12 protein-coding genes, 2 tRNA genes and 3 rRNA genes are annotated in these 16,400 nt (G+C 53.5%); all 17 read left to right on the forward strand.

Annotation, left to right across the window (positions count from 1 at the left end):
• Nucleotides 1-298: 298 nt before the first annotated feature.
• Nucleotides 299-1,839 (forward strand): 16S ribosomal RNA (locus GRX64_RS14675).
• 108 nt (nt 1,840-1,947) lie between these two features.
• A tRNA-Ile gene (locus GRX64_RS14680) sits at nt 1,948-2,024 on the forward strand.
• A 237-nt stretch (nt 2,025-2,261) separates the two neighbouring features.
• A tRNA-Ala gene (locus GRX64_RS14685) sits at nt 2,262-2,337 on the forward strand.
• 338 nt (nt 2,338-2,675) lie between these two features.
• Nucleotides 2,676-5,570 (forward strand): 23S ribosomal RNA (locus tag GRX64_RS14690).
• An 82-nt stretch (nt 5,571-5,652) separates the two neighbouring features.
• Nucleotides 5,653-5,767 (forward strand): 5S ribosomal RNA (rrf, locus tag GRX64_RS14695).
• The 16S, 23S and 5S rRNA genes sit together here with 2 tRNA genes alongside, the layout of an rRNA operon.
• Before the next feature lie 175 nt (nt 5,768-5,942).
• Complete coding sequence (locus GRX64_RS14700; RefSeq protein ID WP_166268500.1) at nt 5,943-7,493, forward strand: 2-isopropylmalate synthase; 1,551 nt, start codon at nt 5,943-5,945, stop codon at nt 7,491-7,493.
• Between the two features lie 57 nt (nt 7,494-7,550).
• The gene (locus tag GRX64_RS14705; RefSeq protein ID WP_166268501.1) at nt 7,551-8,372 is read left to right on the forward strand and encodes a hypothetical protein; all 822 of its coding nucleotides are present in this window, start codon (nt 7,551-7,553) and stop codon (nt 8,370-8,372) included.
• A 74-nt stretch (nt 8,373-8,446) separates the two neighbouring features.
• Nucleotides 8,447-8,848: a ribosomal protein S18-alanine N-acetyltransferase gene (rimI, locus tag GRX64_RS14710; protein ID WP_235937703.1), complete on the forward strand. Its 402-nt coding sequence runs from the start codon at nt 8,447-8,449 to the stop codon at nt 8,846-8,848.
• Between the two features lie 70 nt (nt 8,849-8,918).
• The gene (gene prfC / locus GRX64_RS14715; protein ID WP_166268502.1) at nt 8,919-10,499 is read left to right on the forward strand and encodes a peptide chain release factor 3; all 1,581 of its coding nucleotides are present in this window, start codon (nt 8,919-8,921) and stop codon (nt 10,497-10,499) included.
• A 13-nt stretch (nt 10,500-10,512) separates the two neighbouring features.
• Entirely contained in the window at nt 10,513-11,277 is a 765-nt protein-coding gene (locus GRX64_RS14720; RefSeq protein ID WP_166268503.1) for a TatD family hydrolase, read from the forward strand.
• A 209-nt stretch (nt 11,278-11,486) separates the two neighbouring features.
• Nucleotides 11,487-11,915, forward strand: coding sequence for a 50S ribosomal protein L13 (gene rplM, locus GRX64_RS14725; protein ID WP_166268504.1), 429 nt, complete (start codon nt 11,487-11,489; stop codon nt 11,913-11,915).
• Nucleotides 11,916-11,927: 12 nt separating this feature from the next.
• On the forward strand, nt 11,928-12,320 hold the full coding sequence (rpsI, locus tag GRX64_RS14730) for a 30S ribosomal protein S9 (protein WP_166268505.1): 393 nt from the start codon (nt 11,928-11,930) through the stop codon (nt 12,318-12,320).
• A gap of 238 nt (nt 12,321-12,558) precedes the next feature.
• Nucleotides 12,559-13,152: a ubiquinol-cytochrome c reductase iron-sulfur subunit gene (gene petA, locus GRX64_RS14735; RefSeq protein ID WP_166268506.1), complete on the forward strand. Its 594-nt coding sequence runs from the start codon at nt 12,559-12,561 to the stop codon at nt 13,150-13,152.
• The gene (locus GRX64_RS14740; protein WP_166268507.1) at nt 13,152-14,384 is read left to right on the forward strand and encodes a cytochrome b; all 1,233 of its coding nucleotides are present in this window, start codon (nt 13,152-13,154) and stop codon (nt 14,382-14,384) included. Before petA ends, GRX64_RS14740 begins: the two co-directional genes overlap by 1 nt.
• Complete coding sequence (locus tag GRX64_RS14745; RefSeq protein ID WP_166268597.1) at nt 14,384-15,139, forward strand: cytochrome c1; 756 nt, start codon at nt 14,384-14,386, stop codon at nt 15,137-15,139. Before GRX64_RS14740 ends, GRX64_RS14745 begins: the two co-directional genes overlap by 1 nt.
• 109 nt (nt 15,140-15,248) lie before the next feature.
• The gene (locus GRX64_RS14750; protein WP_166268508.1) at nt 15,249-15,878 is read left to right on the forward strand and encodes a glutathione S-transferase N-terminal domain-containing protein; all 630 of its coding nucleotides are present in this window, start codon (nt 15,249-15,251) and stop codon (nt 15,876-15,878) included.
• A 55-nt stretch (nt 15,879-15,933) separates the two neighbouring features.
• Nucleotides 15,934-16,344 (forward strand): ClpXP protease specificity-enhancing factor, encoded by a 411-nt coding sequence (locus GRX64_RS14755; RefSeq protein ID WP_166268509.1) that lies wholly within the window; start codon nt 15,934-15,936, stop codon nt 16,342-16,344.
• The last annotated feature ends 56 nt before the right edge of the window (nt 16,345-16,400 follow it).

The following is a 16,400-nucleotide window of genomic DNA, read 5'->3' on the forward strand; positions in this document are numbered from 1 at the left end:
GGTCTGTAGAATGCGCATCTCGCTTGAGGGACAGGGCCAGCGGGCCGGCCTCAGGGGATGTTTAACCGCTTGAATTGATTGATGTTTAAGAGATTCAAATTAGCGGTTGACAAGGTCGGGAAACGCTGTAGAATGCGCACCTCGATTGGGCAAACGCCCCGCTCTTTAAAAAGTTGATCAAGTAATTCGTGTGGGCGCTGGCTGAGGTATTTCGGCAAGAAATATCAAGACAGCGACTCGTCGAACATTGAGTTTTGTCTTGAGCAAGAATCGCGATCTTCGGATTGCAGTATGATTTAAACTGAAGAGTTTGATCATGGCTCAGATTGAACGCTGGCGGCAGGCTTAACACATGCAAGTCGAGCGGAAACGATGGGAGCTTGCTCCCAGGCGTCGAGCGGCGGACGGGTGAGTAATGCATAGGAAACTGCCCAGTAGTGGGGGATAGCCCGGGGAAACCCGGATTAATACCGCGTACGCCCTTCGGGGGAAAGCAGGGGATCTTCGGACCTTGCGCTATTGGATGTGCCTATGTCGGATTAGCTAGTTGGTGGGGTAAAGGCCTACCAAGGCGACGATCCGTAGCTGGTCTGAGAGGATGATCAGCCACATCGGGACTGAGACACGGCCCGAACTCCTACGGGAGGCAGCAGTGGGGAATATTGGACAATGGGGGCAACCCTGATCCAGCCATGCCGCGTGTGTGAAGAAGGCTTTCGGGTTGTAAAGCACTTTCAGTGAGGAGGAAAAGTTAGTCTTTAATACGGGCTAGCCCTGACGTTACTCACAGAAGAAGCACCGGCTAACTCCGTGCCAGCAGCCGCGGTAATACGGAGGGTGCAAGCGTTAATCGGAATTACTGGGCGTAAAGCGCGCGTAGGTGGTTTGATAAGCGAGATGTGAAAGCCCCGGGCTTAACCTGGGAACGGCATTTCGAACTGTCAGGCTAGAGTGTGGTAGAGGGTAGTGGAATTTCCTGTGTAGCGGTGAAATGCGTAGATATAGGAAGGAACACCAGTGGCGAAGGCGGCTACCTGGACCAACACTGACACTGAGGTGCGAAAGCGTGGGGAGCAAACAGGATTAGATACCCTGGTAGTCCACGCTGTAAACGATGTCTACTAGCCGTTGGAGATCTTGAATCTTTAGTGGCGCAGCTAACGCACTAAGTAGACCGCCTGGGGAGTACGGCCGCAAGGTTAAAACTCAAATGAATTGACGGGGGCCCGCACAAGCGGTGGAGCATGTGGTTTAATTCGACGCAACGCGAAGAACCTTACCTGGCCTTGACATGCTGAGAACTTTCCAGAGATGGATTGGTGCCTTCGGGAACTCAGACACAGGTGCTGCATGGCCGTCGTCAGCTCGTGTCGTGAGATGTTGGGTTAAGTCCCGTAACGAGCGCAACCCCTATCCTTAGTTGCCAGCACGTAATGGTGGGAACTCTAGGGAGACTGCCGGTGACAAACCGGAGGAAGGTGGGGATGACGTCAGGTCATCATGGCCCTTACGGCCAGGGCTACACACGTGCTACAATGGTGCGCACAGAGGGCTGCAAACCCGCGAGGGGGAGCCAATCTCACAAAACGCATCGTAGTCCGGATCGCAGTCTGCAACTCGACTGCGTGAAGTCGGAATCGCTAGTAATCGTGAATCAGAATGTCACGGTGAATACGTTCCCGGGCCTTGTACACACCGCCCGTCACACCATGGGAGTGGATTGCACCAGAAGTGGTTAGTCTAACCTTCGGGAGGACGATCACCACGGTGTGGTTCATGACTGGGGTGAAGTCGTAACAAGGTAGCCGTAGGGGAACCTGCGGCTGGATCACCTCCTTAAACGAAGCCGAATATTTCGGTCAGAGCCCACACGAATTACTTGATCAGCGGAAAAGAGAGCAAAGGGTCTTTCAGGCCCGACTTGGCTTGTCTTGCGCAAGCAAAACCGGGTCTGTAGCTCAGGTGGTTAGAGCGCACCCCTGATAAGGGTGAGGTCGGTGGTTCAAGTCCACCCAGACCCACCAAAATCGTCCAGCTCGGCGTTATCGAATGACTTGCATAGCAGGCTATGCGGCACCATCCGATGTCTTGATCTGAACGATTTCCGGGTTCGATTCTGGTTGACAGACGAACGCGGATGCGCCGAACAGGGTTTGTTAATCTAGGCGCAGTGAGAGTGAGAGAAGGCGTGATCCTCGAGGGATCATGACGGAAGCGAACGAACGCTGCAACGACGAGTAACAGGCACTGTGCAAGCAGACGGGGCTATAGCTCAGCTGGGAGAGCGCCTGCCTTGCACGCAGGAGGTCAGCGGTTCGATCCCGCTTAGCTCCACCAAAACGCCTGAAACACCCAAGCGAATACCTGAACACGTTCCCCCTGGGAAGTGTCAGTGTACAGAAACAAGATTTTCAGTAGTGTGACAGAGTGAATTGTTACCGCTGAAGGCCTTCTTTCTGATCACTGGTCAGACATGCTCTTTAACAATGTGGACAAGATTGAAACATCCGAGAGGATTCATTTCATTATCTCCGAAATGGATTCATCTCAATTGATAACGATCAAGCGTTATCCGGTGTTGTCGTTGAAGTGTTGTGTATAACACCTGCGACTGATCTTGAATTTGCTGCGCCTTCGGGTAGGTGGATGAGAGAACAGTTGTCTTGGGGTTATATAGTCAAGCAACTAAGCGCATACGGTGGATGCCTTGGCAGTCAGAGGCGATGAAAGACGTTGAAGCCTGCGATAAGGCTCGGGGAGCTGGCAAACAAGCTATGATCCGGGCATCTCTGAATGGGGAAACCCACCCGACTTCGGTCGGGTACCTTGCACTGAATACATAGGTGTAAGGGGCGAACCGGGGGAACTGAAACATCTAAGTACCCCGAGGAAAAGAAATCAACCGAGATTCCCTAAGTAGCGGCGAGCGAACGGGGACTAGCCCTTAAGCTGGACAACTGGTAGGAGAAGGCTCTGGAAAGTGCCGCCATAGTGGGTGATAGCCCCGTATCCGAAACCTGAGTCTAGTGAAATCGAGTAGGACGGGACACGTGATATCCTGTCTGAACATGGGGGGACCATCCTCCAAGGCTAAATACTCCTGACTGACCGATAGTGAACCAGTACCGTGAGGGAAAGGCGAAAAGAACCCCTGTGAGGGGAGTGAAATAGATCCTGAAACCGTATGCGTACAAGCAGTCGGAGCAGACTTGTTCTGTGACGGCGTACCTTTTGTATAATGGGTCAGCGACTTATGTTCAGTGGCGAGGTTAACCGTATAGGGGAGCCGTAGGGAAACCGAGTCTGAATAGGGCGATTTAGTCGCTGGACATAGACCCGAAACCGAGCGATCTATCCATGAGCAGGTTGAAGGTGCAGTAACATGCACTGGAGGACCGAACCCACTGTCGTTGAAAAGCCAGGGGATGACTTGTGGATCGGAGTGAAAGGCTAATCAAGCTCGGAGATAGCTGGTTCTCCCCGAAAGCTATTTAGGTAGCGCCTCGGACGAATACCACTGGGGGTAGAGCACTGTTTCGGCTAGGGGGTCATCCCGACTTACCAACCCGATGCAAACTCCGAATACCAGTGAGTACTATCCGGGAGACACACGGCGGGTGCTAACGTCCGTCGTGAAGAGGGAAACAACCCAGACCGCCAGCTAAGGTCCCCAAATTCCAGTTAAGTGGGAAACGATGTGGGAAGGCTCAGACAGCTAGGAGGTTGGCTTAGAAGCAGCCATCCTTTAAAGAAAGCGTAATAGCTCACTAGTCGAGTCGGCCTGCGCGGAAGATGTAACGGGGCTCAAACTGGATACCGAAGCTGCGGCTGTGCACGTAAGTGTACGGGGTAGGGGAGCGTTCTGTAAGCCTGCGAAGGTGTGTTGAGAAGCATGCTGGAGGTATCAGAAGTGCGAATGCTGACATGAGTAACGACAATGGGAGTGAAAAACTCCCACGCCGGAAGACCAAGGTTTCCTGCGCAACGCTAATCGGCGCAGGGTGAGTCGGCCCCTAAGGCGAGACCGAAAGGTGTAGTCGATGGGAAACGGGTTAATATTCCCGTACCTCGCGTGACTGCGATGGAGAGACGGAGAAGGCTAGGTAAGCCGGGCGACGGTTGTCCCGGTTTAAGTGTGTAGGCAGAGGACTTAGGCAAATCCGGGTCCTTAATGTCGAGACACGATGACGACTGCTCTTTTAGAGCGGGAAGTTATTGATGCCATGCTTCCAGGAAAATCTTCTAAGCTTCAGGTCACGAGAGACCGTACCCCAAACCGACACAGGTGGTCAGGTAGAGAATACCAAGGCGCTTGAGAGAACTCGGGTAAAGGAACTAGGCAAAATGGTGCCGTAACTTCGGGAGAAGGCACGCCGGTATTACGTGAAACCCCTGCGGGTGGAGCGGACGCCGGTCGAAGATACCAGGCCCCTGCGACTGTTTATTAAAAACACAGCACTGTGCAAACACGAAAGTGGACGTATACGGTGTGACGCCTGCCCGGTGCCGGAAGGTTAATTGATGGGGTTAGCGCTTGCGCGAAGCTCTTGATCGAAGCCCCGGTAAACGGCGGCCGTAACTATAACGGTCCTAAGGTAGCGAAATTCCTTGTCGGGTAAGTTCCGACCTGCACGAATGGCGTAACGATGGGGGCGCTGTCTCTACCCGAGACTCAGTGAAATTGAAATCGCCGTGAAGATGCGGTGTATCCGCGGCTAGACGGAAAGACCCCGTGAACCTTTACTATAGCTTCACAGTGAACTTTGAGCATGTTTGTGTAGGATAGCTGGGAGGCTTTGAAGCGGTGACGCCAGTCATCGTGGAGCCAACCTTGAAATACCAGCCTGACATGTTTGAGGTTCTAACTTCGTCCCCTTATCGGGGATAAGGACACTGTGTGGTGGGTAGTTTGACTGGGGCGGTCTCCTCCTAAAGCGTAACGGAGGAGCACAAAGGTGGGCTAAGCACGGTCGGACATCGTGCGGTTAGTGTAATGGCACAAGCCCGCTTGACTGCGAGACAGACACGTCGAGCAGGTACGAAAGTAGGTCATAGTGATCCGGTGGTTCTGTATGGAAGGGCCATCGCTCAACGGATAAAAGGTACTCCGGGGATAACAGGCTGATACCGCCCAAGAGTTCACATCGACGGCGGTGTTTGGCACCTCGATGTCGGCTCATCACATCCTGGGGCTGAAGCCGGTCCCAAGGGTATGGCTGTTCGCCATTTAAAGTGGTACGCGAGCTGGGTTTAGAACGTCGTGAGACAGTTCGGTCCCTATCTGCCGTGGACGTTGGAGATTTGAGGAAAGCTGCTCCTAGTACGAGAGGACCGGAGTGGACGAACCTCTGGTGTTCGGGTTGTCACGCCAGTGGCATTGCCCGGTAGCTATGTTCGGATAGGATAACCGCTGAAAGCATCTAAGCGGGAAGCCCCTTCCAAGATGAGATCTCCCTGGACCCTTGAGGTCCCTGAAGAGCCGTTCAAGACCAGGACGTTGATAGGTCGGGTGTGTAAGCGCTGCGAGGCGTTGAGCTAACCGATACTAATTGCTCGTGCGGCTTGACTATATAACACCCAAGACAATTGCGGATACCGCAACGGTCGTTATCAAGAATTCAATCTTGTCCCAACCAGTGATCAAACGTTTTGTCTGACGACTATAGCGATTTGGAACCACCTGATCCCATACCGAACTCAGCAGTGAAACAGATCAGCGCCGATGGTAGTGTGGCATTGCCCATGTGAGAGTAGGTCATCGTCAGACTCTTAATACCCAAAACCCCAGCAGCTTACCCTGCTGGGGTTTTTTTATGGCCCGCCAAAAGGCCGGCAGTGACGGCAGCCTGACTGATCCGCGGTGCAGGCTGGCATTTCAATATCTCATTCAATGTTATACTTGGCCTCACAATAATTCCCGAAACTGCCTGATGGAGAGCCTCATGTCCGCAACCGATCATCTTGTCATATTTGATACCACCCTGAGAGATGGCGAGCAGAGCCCTGGGGCAACGATGACCAAAGCGGAAAAGCTACGCATTGCAAAGGTGTTGGAAAAGCTTCGGGTTGACGTCATCGAAGCAGGTTTCGCAATTGCCAGCCAAGGGGATTTTGAGGCGATTAAGAACATCGCTGAAACCATTAAAGAGTCGACCATATGCAGTCTGTCTCGGGCCCTGGATAAAGACATTGATCGTGCGGCCGAAGCGATTCAACCTGCCCAGCGAGGCCGGATTCATACCTTCATAGCGACCTCGCCCATACACATGAAGCATAAGCTTCAATTGGGGCCGGACGAGGTGGTGGAGCAAGCCGTGAGAGCGGTCAAAAGGGCTCGCAATCACGTTGATGATGTTGAATTTTCCTGTGAGGATGCTGGGCGCTCGGAGTTGGACTTTCTGTGCCGGATCATAGAGGCGGCCATTGACGCAGGCGCGACTACGATCAATATCCCCGACACGGTGGGATATGCCATCCCCGAGCAATTCGGCGAAACCATCAAGCAGTTGTTGAACCGTATTCCGAACGCCGATAAGGCCATATTCTCGGTACATTGCCACAACGACTTGGGCCTCGCCGTCGCCAATTCTCTGGCCGCTGTGGTGCAGGGTGCGCGGCAAGTCGAATGTACGATTAACGGCCTGGGTGAGCGGGCCGGGAATGCCTCATTGGAGGAAGTGGTCATGGCGGTGCGAACCCGTCAGGACCTGTTCCAGATTGATACCCGTATTGATACCCAGCACATCGTGCCGGCGTCGCGGCTGGTATCAACGGTGACAGGCTTTCCGGTTCAACCAAACAAGGCAATCGTTGGCGCAAACGCTTTTGCCCATGAGTCCGGGATTCACCAGGATGGCGTGCTGAAGCACAGGGAAACCTACGAGATTATGCGCGCCCAGGATGTGGGGTGGCATACAAACAGTTTGGTCCTGGGCAAGCATTCTGGTCGCAATGCATTCCGGACACGTTTGTTGGAGCTGGGAATCCAGTTTGAAACTGAAACCGAGCTCAACGAAGCGTTCGCCCGATTCAAGGCCCTGGCGGATCTCAAACATGAGATTTTTGACGAAGATCTTCAGGCCATTGCCAGCGATACCCGGAAAACGGAGAAAGACGGTCGATTCTCTCTGGTCTGTATGCAGGTGTGTTCTGAGACAGGAGTTATCCCGAGGGCGGCTGTAACGTTAATGATGGATGGCAAGGAGCTCACGGTTGATGCCGAAGGCAGCGGGCCCGTCGATGCCACCTTCAAAGCCATCGAGTCATTGGTTGATTCCGGCTGCAATCTGCAGCTTTACTCCGTGAATAACATCACCAGTGGCACCGACGCTCAGGGCGAAGTCACCGTGCGTCTGGAACGCGGCGGCAGAATCGTCAATGGTCTCGGAGCCGATACGGATATCATCATAGCGTCGGCCAAAGCGTATATTCAGGCGCTGAATCTGATTACAGTCAGTGGCGTTCGACAACACCCTCAGGGCGCGGACGTATAACGCTGGCCGACACCAGGGCGGCATCGATCGAATGGTAGTTAAGCACAGGTTGTGATTATGCAGTTTGGCACCGAAGAGCATCGACAGTTTTATCTTGGCCTCGCCGGGGTGCAGCTCTGGTATGCCAGACAGCCACAGCCTGGCGCGGCGCCAAGCCCCGAGTTCGATTTTGGCAGTACCGACGCCATCGCGCATGAGACGCCGGCTGAGCCTGTGGTTGAACCCGCAACAGAGAGAAAAATTGTTCCTCAGCAGCTCGAGCGGGTTAAGGGTCTGATCGCCACTCCTGCGCCGGTTTCGGGCGCTAATCCCGAAGACTCTGGTCGCAGCACCGACTCGGCTGCCAGACCGGTGGCGCCATCCGTTGCTAAAACTCAGGCGGAGATGGGGCCAATCCTTGACCCCGCAAAGAGTGAGCAACTCACGCCGGCGTTACCGGTTGTGTCCGCTTCGCTGTCCGCGCACTGGGGGATTTGGTTTGGCGAGTCCTTCGTGCTGATAAGCACGCTCTCAAGTGACACTAGCGACCAACTTCAAAGCGCCTTGGCGGCGAACATAGTCAAAGCGATGGGTGATCGCATTCAGTCGACCGGGATCATTCAATGGCCCGTATTTAACAACGTCAACGTGCCAGGCAATGACAACAGAGGCTTCCACGGGCTTCTTCAGGAGCAATCGCGTTCATTCGCAGGCAAACAGGTTATTGCCTTGGGGCTGATGCCCGATGAGCCTGCCGAAGCCCGCTTGACCTGGCTGTCTCAGTCCTTGGGCAGCCTAAGTGTGGATTTGCCCTTTGGCCTGGCCAGCCTCGCCACCGCCCCGGCCCGTAAACGCCAGTTGTGGGAGAATATTAAACCGCTTCTGGTGTCTCGTCGTTGAGCGTTTCCTATCAAGCCAGTATGAACTCGGCACGATCGATTCGTCCCCTCGCCCGGTCAGATCTGGGGCAAGTAATGGAGATCGAGCATCTGGGCTATTCCTATCCCTGGACGAAGGCAGTTTTCATTGACTGTTTCCGAGAAAACTACCGTCTCTGGGCGCTTGATCATGTGAAAACACTGGCCGGCTACGCTGTAGTCGCTTACATGTTTGATGAGGCGCATTTGCTGAATATTTGCGTTGCACCGCCACACCAGCGTTCCGGGGCTGGGCGCCAGTTGCTTCGCCACTTGATTGCGGCTGCGGCCCATGACGCCATGCATCAGGTTATTCTCGAAGTGCGTGAAAGTAACCATCGAGCTATTGCGCTTTATGGCGACGAGGGCTTTCAGGTGATTGGTGAGCGGCCGGGCTACTATCCCAATGTGGGCGGCCGTGAAAATGCCTGCGTCATGGCGCTTTCGTTAACGTCTTGATTCGCGTATCGGGCCCGCAAATTCTATAATGGGCGCCTTCTTAATTTCTCAGTTCAGGCCACTTGCAATTATGTCCACCTTAGCCCAGGAAGTCGGCCAGCGCCGGACTTTCGCCATTATTTCACACCCCGATGCCGGTAAAACAACGATTACCGAGAAAGTCTTGTTGTTCGGGCAGGCTATTCAGAAGGCGGGTACAGTCAAAGGTAAAAAATCCGGCCAGCACGCCAAATCCGATTGGATGGAGATGGAGAAGGAGCGGGGTATTTCCGTCACCACTTCGGTTATGCAGTTCCCTTACGGTGGTTGTCTGGTAAATCTTTTGGATACGCCAGGTCACGAGGATTTTTCTGAGGATACCTATCGGACGCTAACGGCGGTCGATTCCTGTTTGATGGTCATCGACAGTGCCAAAGGTGTTGAAGAACGAACCATCAAACTGATGGAAGTCACCCGGCTGCGAGATACGCCGATCCTGACCTTCATGAACAAGCTGGATCGGGAAACGCGAGATCCGGTGGAATTGATGGATGAGGTCGAGGACGTTTTGAAAATCGCCTGTGCCCCGATCACATGGCCAATTGGCATGGGTAAGAATTTTAAAGGTGTCTATCATCTACTGCGGGACGAAATCATTCTCTATCGCTCGGGCCAAGGCCACACAATTCAGGAGGCACGAGTTTTCAAAGGGTTGGATAACGCCGAGCTGGACTCTGTGTTGGGCCCCTACGCCGATGAGTTAAGGGAAGAAATTGAGCTGGTAAAAGGGGCCTCTCACGAATTTGATCAGGCGGAGTTTTTAGCGGGCCGACTGACCCCTGTCTTTTTTGGCACGGCACTGGGTAATTTTGGCGTTGACCACATGTTGGATGGCTTGATCGAATGGGCGCCACCGCCGCAGCCCCGGGAGACCGATCAGCGTGTGGTGCAGCCAACCGACGAGGCCTTTTCCGGATTTGTGTTCAAAATCCAGGCCAATATGGACCCGCAGCACCGGGACCGGGTCGCGTTTATGCGCATAGTATCAGGGCGCTACTCGCAAGGCATGAAGTCCCGTCACGTTCGCATAGGCAAAGAGGTTCGGTTCTCCGATGCGTTAACCTTCATGGCCGGAGATCGCGAGCACGCCGAGGAAGCCTATGCCGGTGACATAATTGGCCTGCACAATCATGGCACCATTCAGCTGGGGGATACGTTCACCTCTGGCGAAGACATGAAATTTACCGGCATTCCCAACTTTGCGCCGGAGTTGTTCCGCCGCATCCGCCTGAAAGATCCGTTAAAGGCCAAGCAGTTGCAAAAGGGCTTGGTTCAGCTTTCGGAGGAGGGCGCAGTGCAGGTTTTTCGCCCTCTGAAGAACAACGATCTGATTGTCGGTGCGGTCGGTGTTTTGCAGTTCGACGTGGTGGTCAGCCGTCTAAAAAGCGAGTACAAGGTCGAGGCCGTGTATGAACCGATCAACGTTGCCACCGCCCGCTGGGTTACGAGCGCGGATGCTCGCAAGCTTGATGAGTTCCAGCGCAAAGCGAACGAGTTTGTTGCTCTGGATGGCAGCGATCAGTTGGCCTATATCGCGCCGACTATGGTGAATCTGCAGCTGGCGCAGGAACGTCATCCTGACATTCAGTTCCATAAAACCCGGGAGCACTGAGCCGAATACTGTGATGGAGCTTGTCGACGCACACTGTCATTTTGACTTTCCGGTGTTTGATGGCCAGCGCGAAGCTATTCGGCGGCGAGCAGCAGCGCTGGGTGTGACCAGGATCGTGATTCCAGGGGTCAGGCGTCCCGACTGGTTTCGGGTCTCGGAGACCGCCCAGGCACTGGCAGGCGGTTATTACTGTTTGGGTATCCACCCCTGGTTTGTTGACGAGCATGGCAGCGCTGACCTGGATGCCCTTAAAGCGACGCTGATGTCACGCCCCAGCCGCTGCGTTGCATTGGGGGAGTGCGGTCTTGATCGGCTCCACGGACAACTGGAGCGTCAGATGCCCTGGTTCGAGGCCCAGGTTGACATTGCCCGTGACGCAGTTATGCCACTGGTTGTCCACTCCGTTAGAGCCCATGATGAGGTTGCCAGTGTCTTAAGGCGAAAGCAGTTTTCTCACCCGGTGTTGATTCACGGCTATTCTGGCAGTCTGCAGCAGGCAAAAAAGCTGATTGATCTCGGCTGTTTTATCGGAGTCGGTGGGGTAATTACGCATGAACGGGCACGTAAGACTCGTGAGACCATTGCAGCCCTACCGCTAGCGGCACTGGTGCTCGAAACGGATGCGCCGGACATGGCGCCCGCAGGAGTGATGAAGGGTGGTAATTCGCCTGAGTTCCTGGGCACTATTTTGCAAGCACTGTCCGGTTTACGACCCGAGTCAGTGGATGAACTGAAAGCGTCATTATGGGATAATGCGTGTTCGCTTTATCGGTGGTGAAAGGGCGATAAAACTCCTTCTCACGGGGTTGGCATTATTATTTAGTTCGGATATACTTCGCGCCCTGGCTTTTCAAGGCGTTGTCATCAACCCAGCCCCGATTGATGTCATTGCCGACTAACTAAACAGGTCAAAAGTCCCCACTGAGCGTAATGCGCCTGTCGGTGGAGGCTTTTAACGTTTCTTATATAGCGTTCAAGGCGGAATCAATGAAGACTCTGAGTGCGAAACCAGAAACAGTAAAACGTGACTGGTACGTTGTAGACGCAGCCGGCAAGACGCTGGGTCGTCTGTCAACCGAGATCGCCCGTCGTCTGCGGGGCAAGCATAAGCCTGAGTTCACCCCTCATGTCGACACTGGCGATTATATTGTTGTTATCAATGCCGGTCAGGTAAGGGTTACAGGCAAAAAATCATCTGACAAGATGTATTACAGTCATACCGGCTTTCCTGGTGGAATCAAGTCCATTAGCTTCGAGAAGCTGGTCGACAAGGCGCCTGAGCAGGTCATCGAGCATTCGGTTAAAGGCATGATGCCCAAAGGCCCACTCGGCCGCGCCATGTTTAAAAAGCTGAAAATCTATGCCGGTGCAGAGCATCCTCATGCAGCCCAGCAGCCCAAAGAACTCGACATTTAACGGAAGGCGGATATGTCTGTAGCACAAAATTACGGTACCGGTCGCCGCAAGACATCCACGGCTCGAGTTTTTATCAAGCCTGGAAGCGGCAACATTTCTATCAATGGTCGTACCATTGAAGATTTCTTTGGTCGCGAGACGTTGCGCATGATTGTGCGTCAGCCATTGGTTGTTGCTGAGTCTGCCGATCGTTTCGACATCAAAATCACCGTTGAAGGTGGTGGCATCAGTGGTCAGGCCGGCGCAATTCGCCACGGTTTGACTCGTGCCCTGATGGATTACGACGAAACTCTGCGTCCAGCGATGCGTAAGGCGGGTTATGTGACTCGTGACGCGCGTGAAGTAGAGCGTAAGAAAGTGGGTCTGCGCAAGGCGCGTAAGCGTCCTCAGTACTCCAAGCGTTAATTTACGGTTGAGTCAGATCCGAAACCCGGCACAATGCCGGGTTTTTTTGTGCCCTGATAGTGCATGTGACGGCGAGTACAGTGAGATCTCTAAGACGCTTATGGCGCCTTTCTGACTTGTAAGGCAACGGTAATTTCATTACCATTTGGGCCGTTTATCTTTTTGGGTTATGAAGTCCTTTTCGATGCGTGGCGGCCAATGTGGCTTGTTGCGCCTCGCCAGATGGGAGAGAACCATAATGAATAATGGCGACGTGAGCCAGAGCCGACGCCGGTTTCTGATCGGCGCAACATCGGCGGTGGGTGCAGTCGGCGCCGGTGCTGCGGCAGTTCCTTTTGTGGCATCCTGGAATCCCAGTGCCAAAGCGGAAGCAGCGGGTGCGCCGGTTACAGTCAATGTCAGCAAGATAGAACCGGGTCAGCAGATTACCGTCGAGTGGCGAGGCAAACCTGTGTGGATTGTTCGCCGCACCGAGGAGATGCTTGAAAACATCGAAAAGCTGAATGACAGTGTCAAAGATCCTCAGTCAAAAGAGGCGCCGCAGCCAGCTTACATCGAAGGCATTTACCGGTCTTTGAAAAAAGACTACGCGGTACTTGTGGGTATTTGTACACACCTGGGCTGCGTTCCCTCTTATCGGCCTGAGGTCTCTCCCGCTGATTTGGGCGAAGACTGGCTGGGCGGATTCTACTGCCCCTGCCACGGTTCACGATACGACATGGCGGGTCGCGTGTACCAAAGTCAGCCGGCACCTCTTAACCTGGAGGTTCCTCCCTATAAGTACGAAGACGACAATGTCATTGTCGTTGGTCTGGATCCGGAGGCTGCGTAATGCAAAAATTAATTTCCTGGATAGATCAGCGACTACCGATCGTTGAGGCGTACAACAAGCACTTGGGCCAGTACTATGCGCCCAAGAATTTCAATATGTGGTACTTTTTCGGCTCATTGGCATTGTTGGTGCTGGTCAACCAATTGGTGACCGGGATTTGGCTAACCATGAGTTACAACCCGAGTGCTGAGTCGGCGTTCGCATCCGTTGAATACATTATGCGCGATGTCCAGTGGGGCTGGTTGTTGCGCTATATGCACTCGACCGGCGCTTCTGCGTTCTTTGTCGTGGTGTATCTGCACATGTTCCGGGGCCTGATGTACGGCTCCTATCAGAAGCCACGCGAGTTGATCTGGATCTTCGGGATGCTGATTTATCTCATGCTGATGGCGGAAGCCTTCATGGGCTACCTGCTGCCGTGGGGACAGATGTCCTATTGGGGTGCGCAGGTCATCGTGAACCTGTTTGGTGCGATTCCAGTTATTGGTGAAGACTTGTCACTGTGGATTCGGGGCGATTACCTGATATCCGGCATTACTCTTAACCGCTTTTTCGCTCTGCATGTGGTTGCGTTGCCGATTGTGCTTTTGGGTCTGGTAGTCCTTCACATCCTGGCGTTGCACGAGGTGGGTTCAAACAACCCGGATGGCATTGACATCAAAAAGAATAAAGATGAGCACGGCATTCCAAAAGACGGTATTCCGTTTCATCCTTACTACACCGTTCACGACCTCATAGGTGTTGGTGTATTTCTCTTTGTCTTCTGTGTGGTGGTTTTCTTCTTCCCAGAAATGGGCGGGCTGTTCCTGGAAAAACCCAATTTTGAGCCGGCCAATTCGTTGAAAACGCCAGAGCACATTGCGCCAGTTTGGTATTTCACGCCATTCTACGCGATGCTTCGAGCCGTTACGGTCGACTTGTTTGGGTTGCCAGCCAAGTTCTGGGGTGTTGTGGTCATGGGCGGCGCAATAGCCATTCTGTTTGTGTTGCCATGGCTGGACAAGAGTCCGGTGCGCTCGATTCGCTACAAGGGCCGCCTGAGCAAAATTGCACTGGCCTGCCTCGTAGTCAGTTTCATAATTCTGGGTTATCTGGGGATTGTGCCGGCGACTGAGGGGCGCACAACGTTGGCTCAGATACTGACAACGCTCTACTTCCTGTATTTCATTCTGATGCCGTTTTACACGCGAATGGAGCAGACTAAGCCAGTACCAGAGAGGGTGACAGGATGATCAAGAAGCTAATTCTGGGATTGTTGATAACTGTTCTTCCGGTTTTTGCGTCAGCTGCAGGTGGCGGTGTCGCACTTGATAACATGACACCTGATCATACCAACAAGGCATCACTGCAGCGCGGTGTCGCTCTGTTCACGAACTACTGCATGGGGTGTCATTCCATGGAGTACGCTCGGTACAAGCGCGTAGCGGACGATCTGGAAATACCGGTTGAGCTCTACGAAGAGAACCTGCTATTCACCAGCGCCAAAATTGGTGAATTGATGACCATTGCGATGGACAAGGACCAATCGGCCAACTGGTTTGGTAGTCCGCCGCCGGACTTAACACTGGAGTCGCGGTTACGGGGCGAGGATTGGATCTTTTCCTACCTGAGAGCCTTTTATAAAGACGAGTCTCGACCATTTGGTGTGAATAATGCCGTCTTTGAAAATGTGGGTATGCCGCATGTAATGATTGATCTCCAGGGCTTGTGCGCCGTTAAGCCTGAAATCGGTCATACGGCCAGCATAGATCCGCTCAGTGGCAATGTTAAGAACGATGGCACTTGTCCTGAGTGGGAGAGTGAGGGATCTATGACGCCGGTAGAATTTGACCGTGCAATGTACGATCTGACCAACTTCTTGTCCTACATGGGTGATCCGGTCAAAGTTGAACGTGAGCGCCTGGGTGTTTTCGTATTGATCTTTATTGCAATCTTCTTCGTGTTCGCGTTCCTGCTGAACCGTGAGTACTGGAAAGACGTGCACTGAGGATTCGGGTATAATACAGATCGCATTGTGTCCAGCGGGCCATTGATGGCTCGCTGGTTTTTTGCGTTATGCGGTTTCATTTTGATGTGTCCAATCGTGGGGTAGTTTTATGGGCGTTGTGACCAAGCGGTCATCAATGACGTTTTTCTCGGACCCGGCCAGCCATTACAGCCATCGTGTCCGAATCGTGCTTGCTGAAAAGGGTGTTACTGTCGACGTGGTAGATGTTGACCCTGACAGCCCTCCTGGGGAGCTTGCCGACCTTAATCCGTACAACGCCCTGCCAACGTTGGTGGATCGTGATCTTGTGCTATATGAGCCCAATATCATGATGGAGTACTTGGACGAGCGTTTTCCGCACCCGCCGTTGTTGCCGGTATACCCTGTAGCGCGTGCCAATAGCAGGCTCATGATCCATCGGATTCAGAAAGACTGGTGCGGGCTGGTTGATCAGATTCTGGCCCAGCCGAATCACAAGGCGTCTGAGGCGGCGCGTAAGGAGTTGCGCGAAGGTCTGTTGGCGGCAGCACCACTATTTGGCGAAATGCCATTTTTCCTGTCGGAGGAGTTCACTATTGTGGACTGCTGTATCGCCCCCATTCTTTGGCGTTTGCCGGCGCTTGGAGTCGATTTGAGCGATAAGCAGGGTAAACCGATACAGAAATACATGGATCGGATTTTTAGCCGCGAAGGCTTCAAGGCTAGCTTGTCCGATCTTGAAGAAGACATCCGTAACTGATTCGCTCGACATGGTGTTGGGCTTGGGGGATTGAGTGTCTGAAAAGACCGTGAAAATGACGTCCAGTCGACCATACCTGGTGCGGGCATTTAACGAATGGATTCTCGACAATAATTGCACGCCTTACATTGTTGTAGATGCAGGTGTTCAGGGTGTGCAAGTGCCAACAGAGCACGTGGCGAACGGGCAAATTGTGCTGAATATCAGCCCTGGCGCGGTTAAAGCGCTGGTCATCGGGAATGGTGCATTGGAGTTCAGTGCCCGTTTCGGTGGCGTGCCAATGCAGGTGTTCATTCCGCTGCAAGCGGTAATGGCGATTTACGCCCGTGAGAACGGGGAAGGGATGGTTTTTGGCAGTGAGCCAGGGTCGCCTGACCCCGAGGGTGGTAGCCCTGAAGCTGACCGCTCGTCGAGTCAGTCGGCTCAGCGGCCCTCTGGAAAGCCAAGCCTGAAGGTGGTGAAATAGGCACTTCGTGGCCTGATACGGGCCAGTCAATCTGGCTGGCCCTATTTCTGATGCTT

Origin of the sequence: Marinobacter caseinilyticus (assembly GCF_011074955.1) — a bacterium.
Lineage (GTDB): Bacteria > Pseudomonadota > Gammaproteobacteria > Pseudomonadales > Oleiphilaceae > Marinobacter > Marinobacter caseinilyticus.

Coding starts and splice junctions, on each gene's coding strand:
- rplM (WP_166268504.1), top strand. CDS start 11,487: ATGAAGACTCTGAGTGCGAAACCAGAAACAGTAAAACGTGACTGGTAC.
- petA (WP_166268506.1), top strand. CDS start 12,559: ATGAATAATGGCGACGTGAGCCAGAGCCGACGCCGGTTTCTGATCGGC.
- rimI (WP_235937703.1), top strand. CDS start 8,447: ATGGAGATCGAGCATCTGGGCTATTCCTATCCCTGGACGAAGGCAGTT.
- GRX64_RS14755 (WP_166268509.1), top strand. CDS start 15,934: ATGACGTCCAGTCGACCATACCTGGTGCGGGCATTTAACGAATGGATT.
- GRX64_RS14750 (WP_166268508.1), top strand. CDS start 15,249: ATGGGCGTTGTGACCAAGCGGTCATCAATGACGTTTTTCTCGGACCCG.
- GRX64_RS14740 (WP_166268507.1), top strand. CDS start 13,152: ATGCAAAAATTAATTTCCTGGATAGATCAGCGACTACCGATCGTTGAG.
- GRX64_RS14700 (WP_166268500.1), top strand. CDS start 5,943: ATGTCCGCAACCGATCATCTTGTCATATTTGATACCACCCTGAGAGAT.
- prfC (WP_166268502.1), top strand. CDS start 8,919: ATGTCCACCTTAGCCCAGGAAGTCGGCCAGCGCCGGACTTTCGCCATT.
- GRX64_RS14705 (WP_166268501.1), top strand. CDS start 7,551: ATGCAGTTTGGCACCGAAGAGCATCGACAGTTTTATCTTGGCCTCGCC.
- rpsI (WP_166268505.1), top strand. CDS start 11,928: ATGTCTGTAGCACAAAATTACGGTACCGGTCGCCGCAAGACATCCACG.
- GRX64_RS14720 (WP_166268503.1), top strand. CDS start 10,513: ATGGAGCTTGTCGACGCACACTGTCATTTTGACTTTCCGGTGTTTGAT.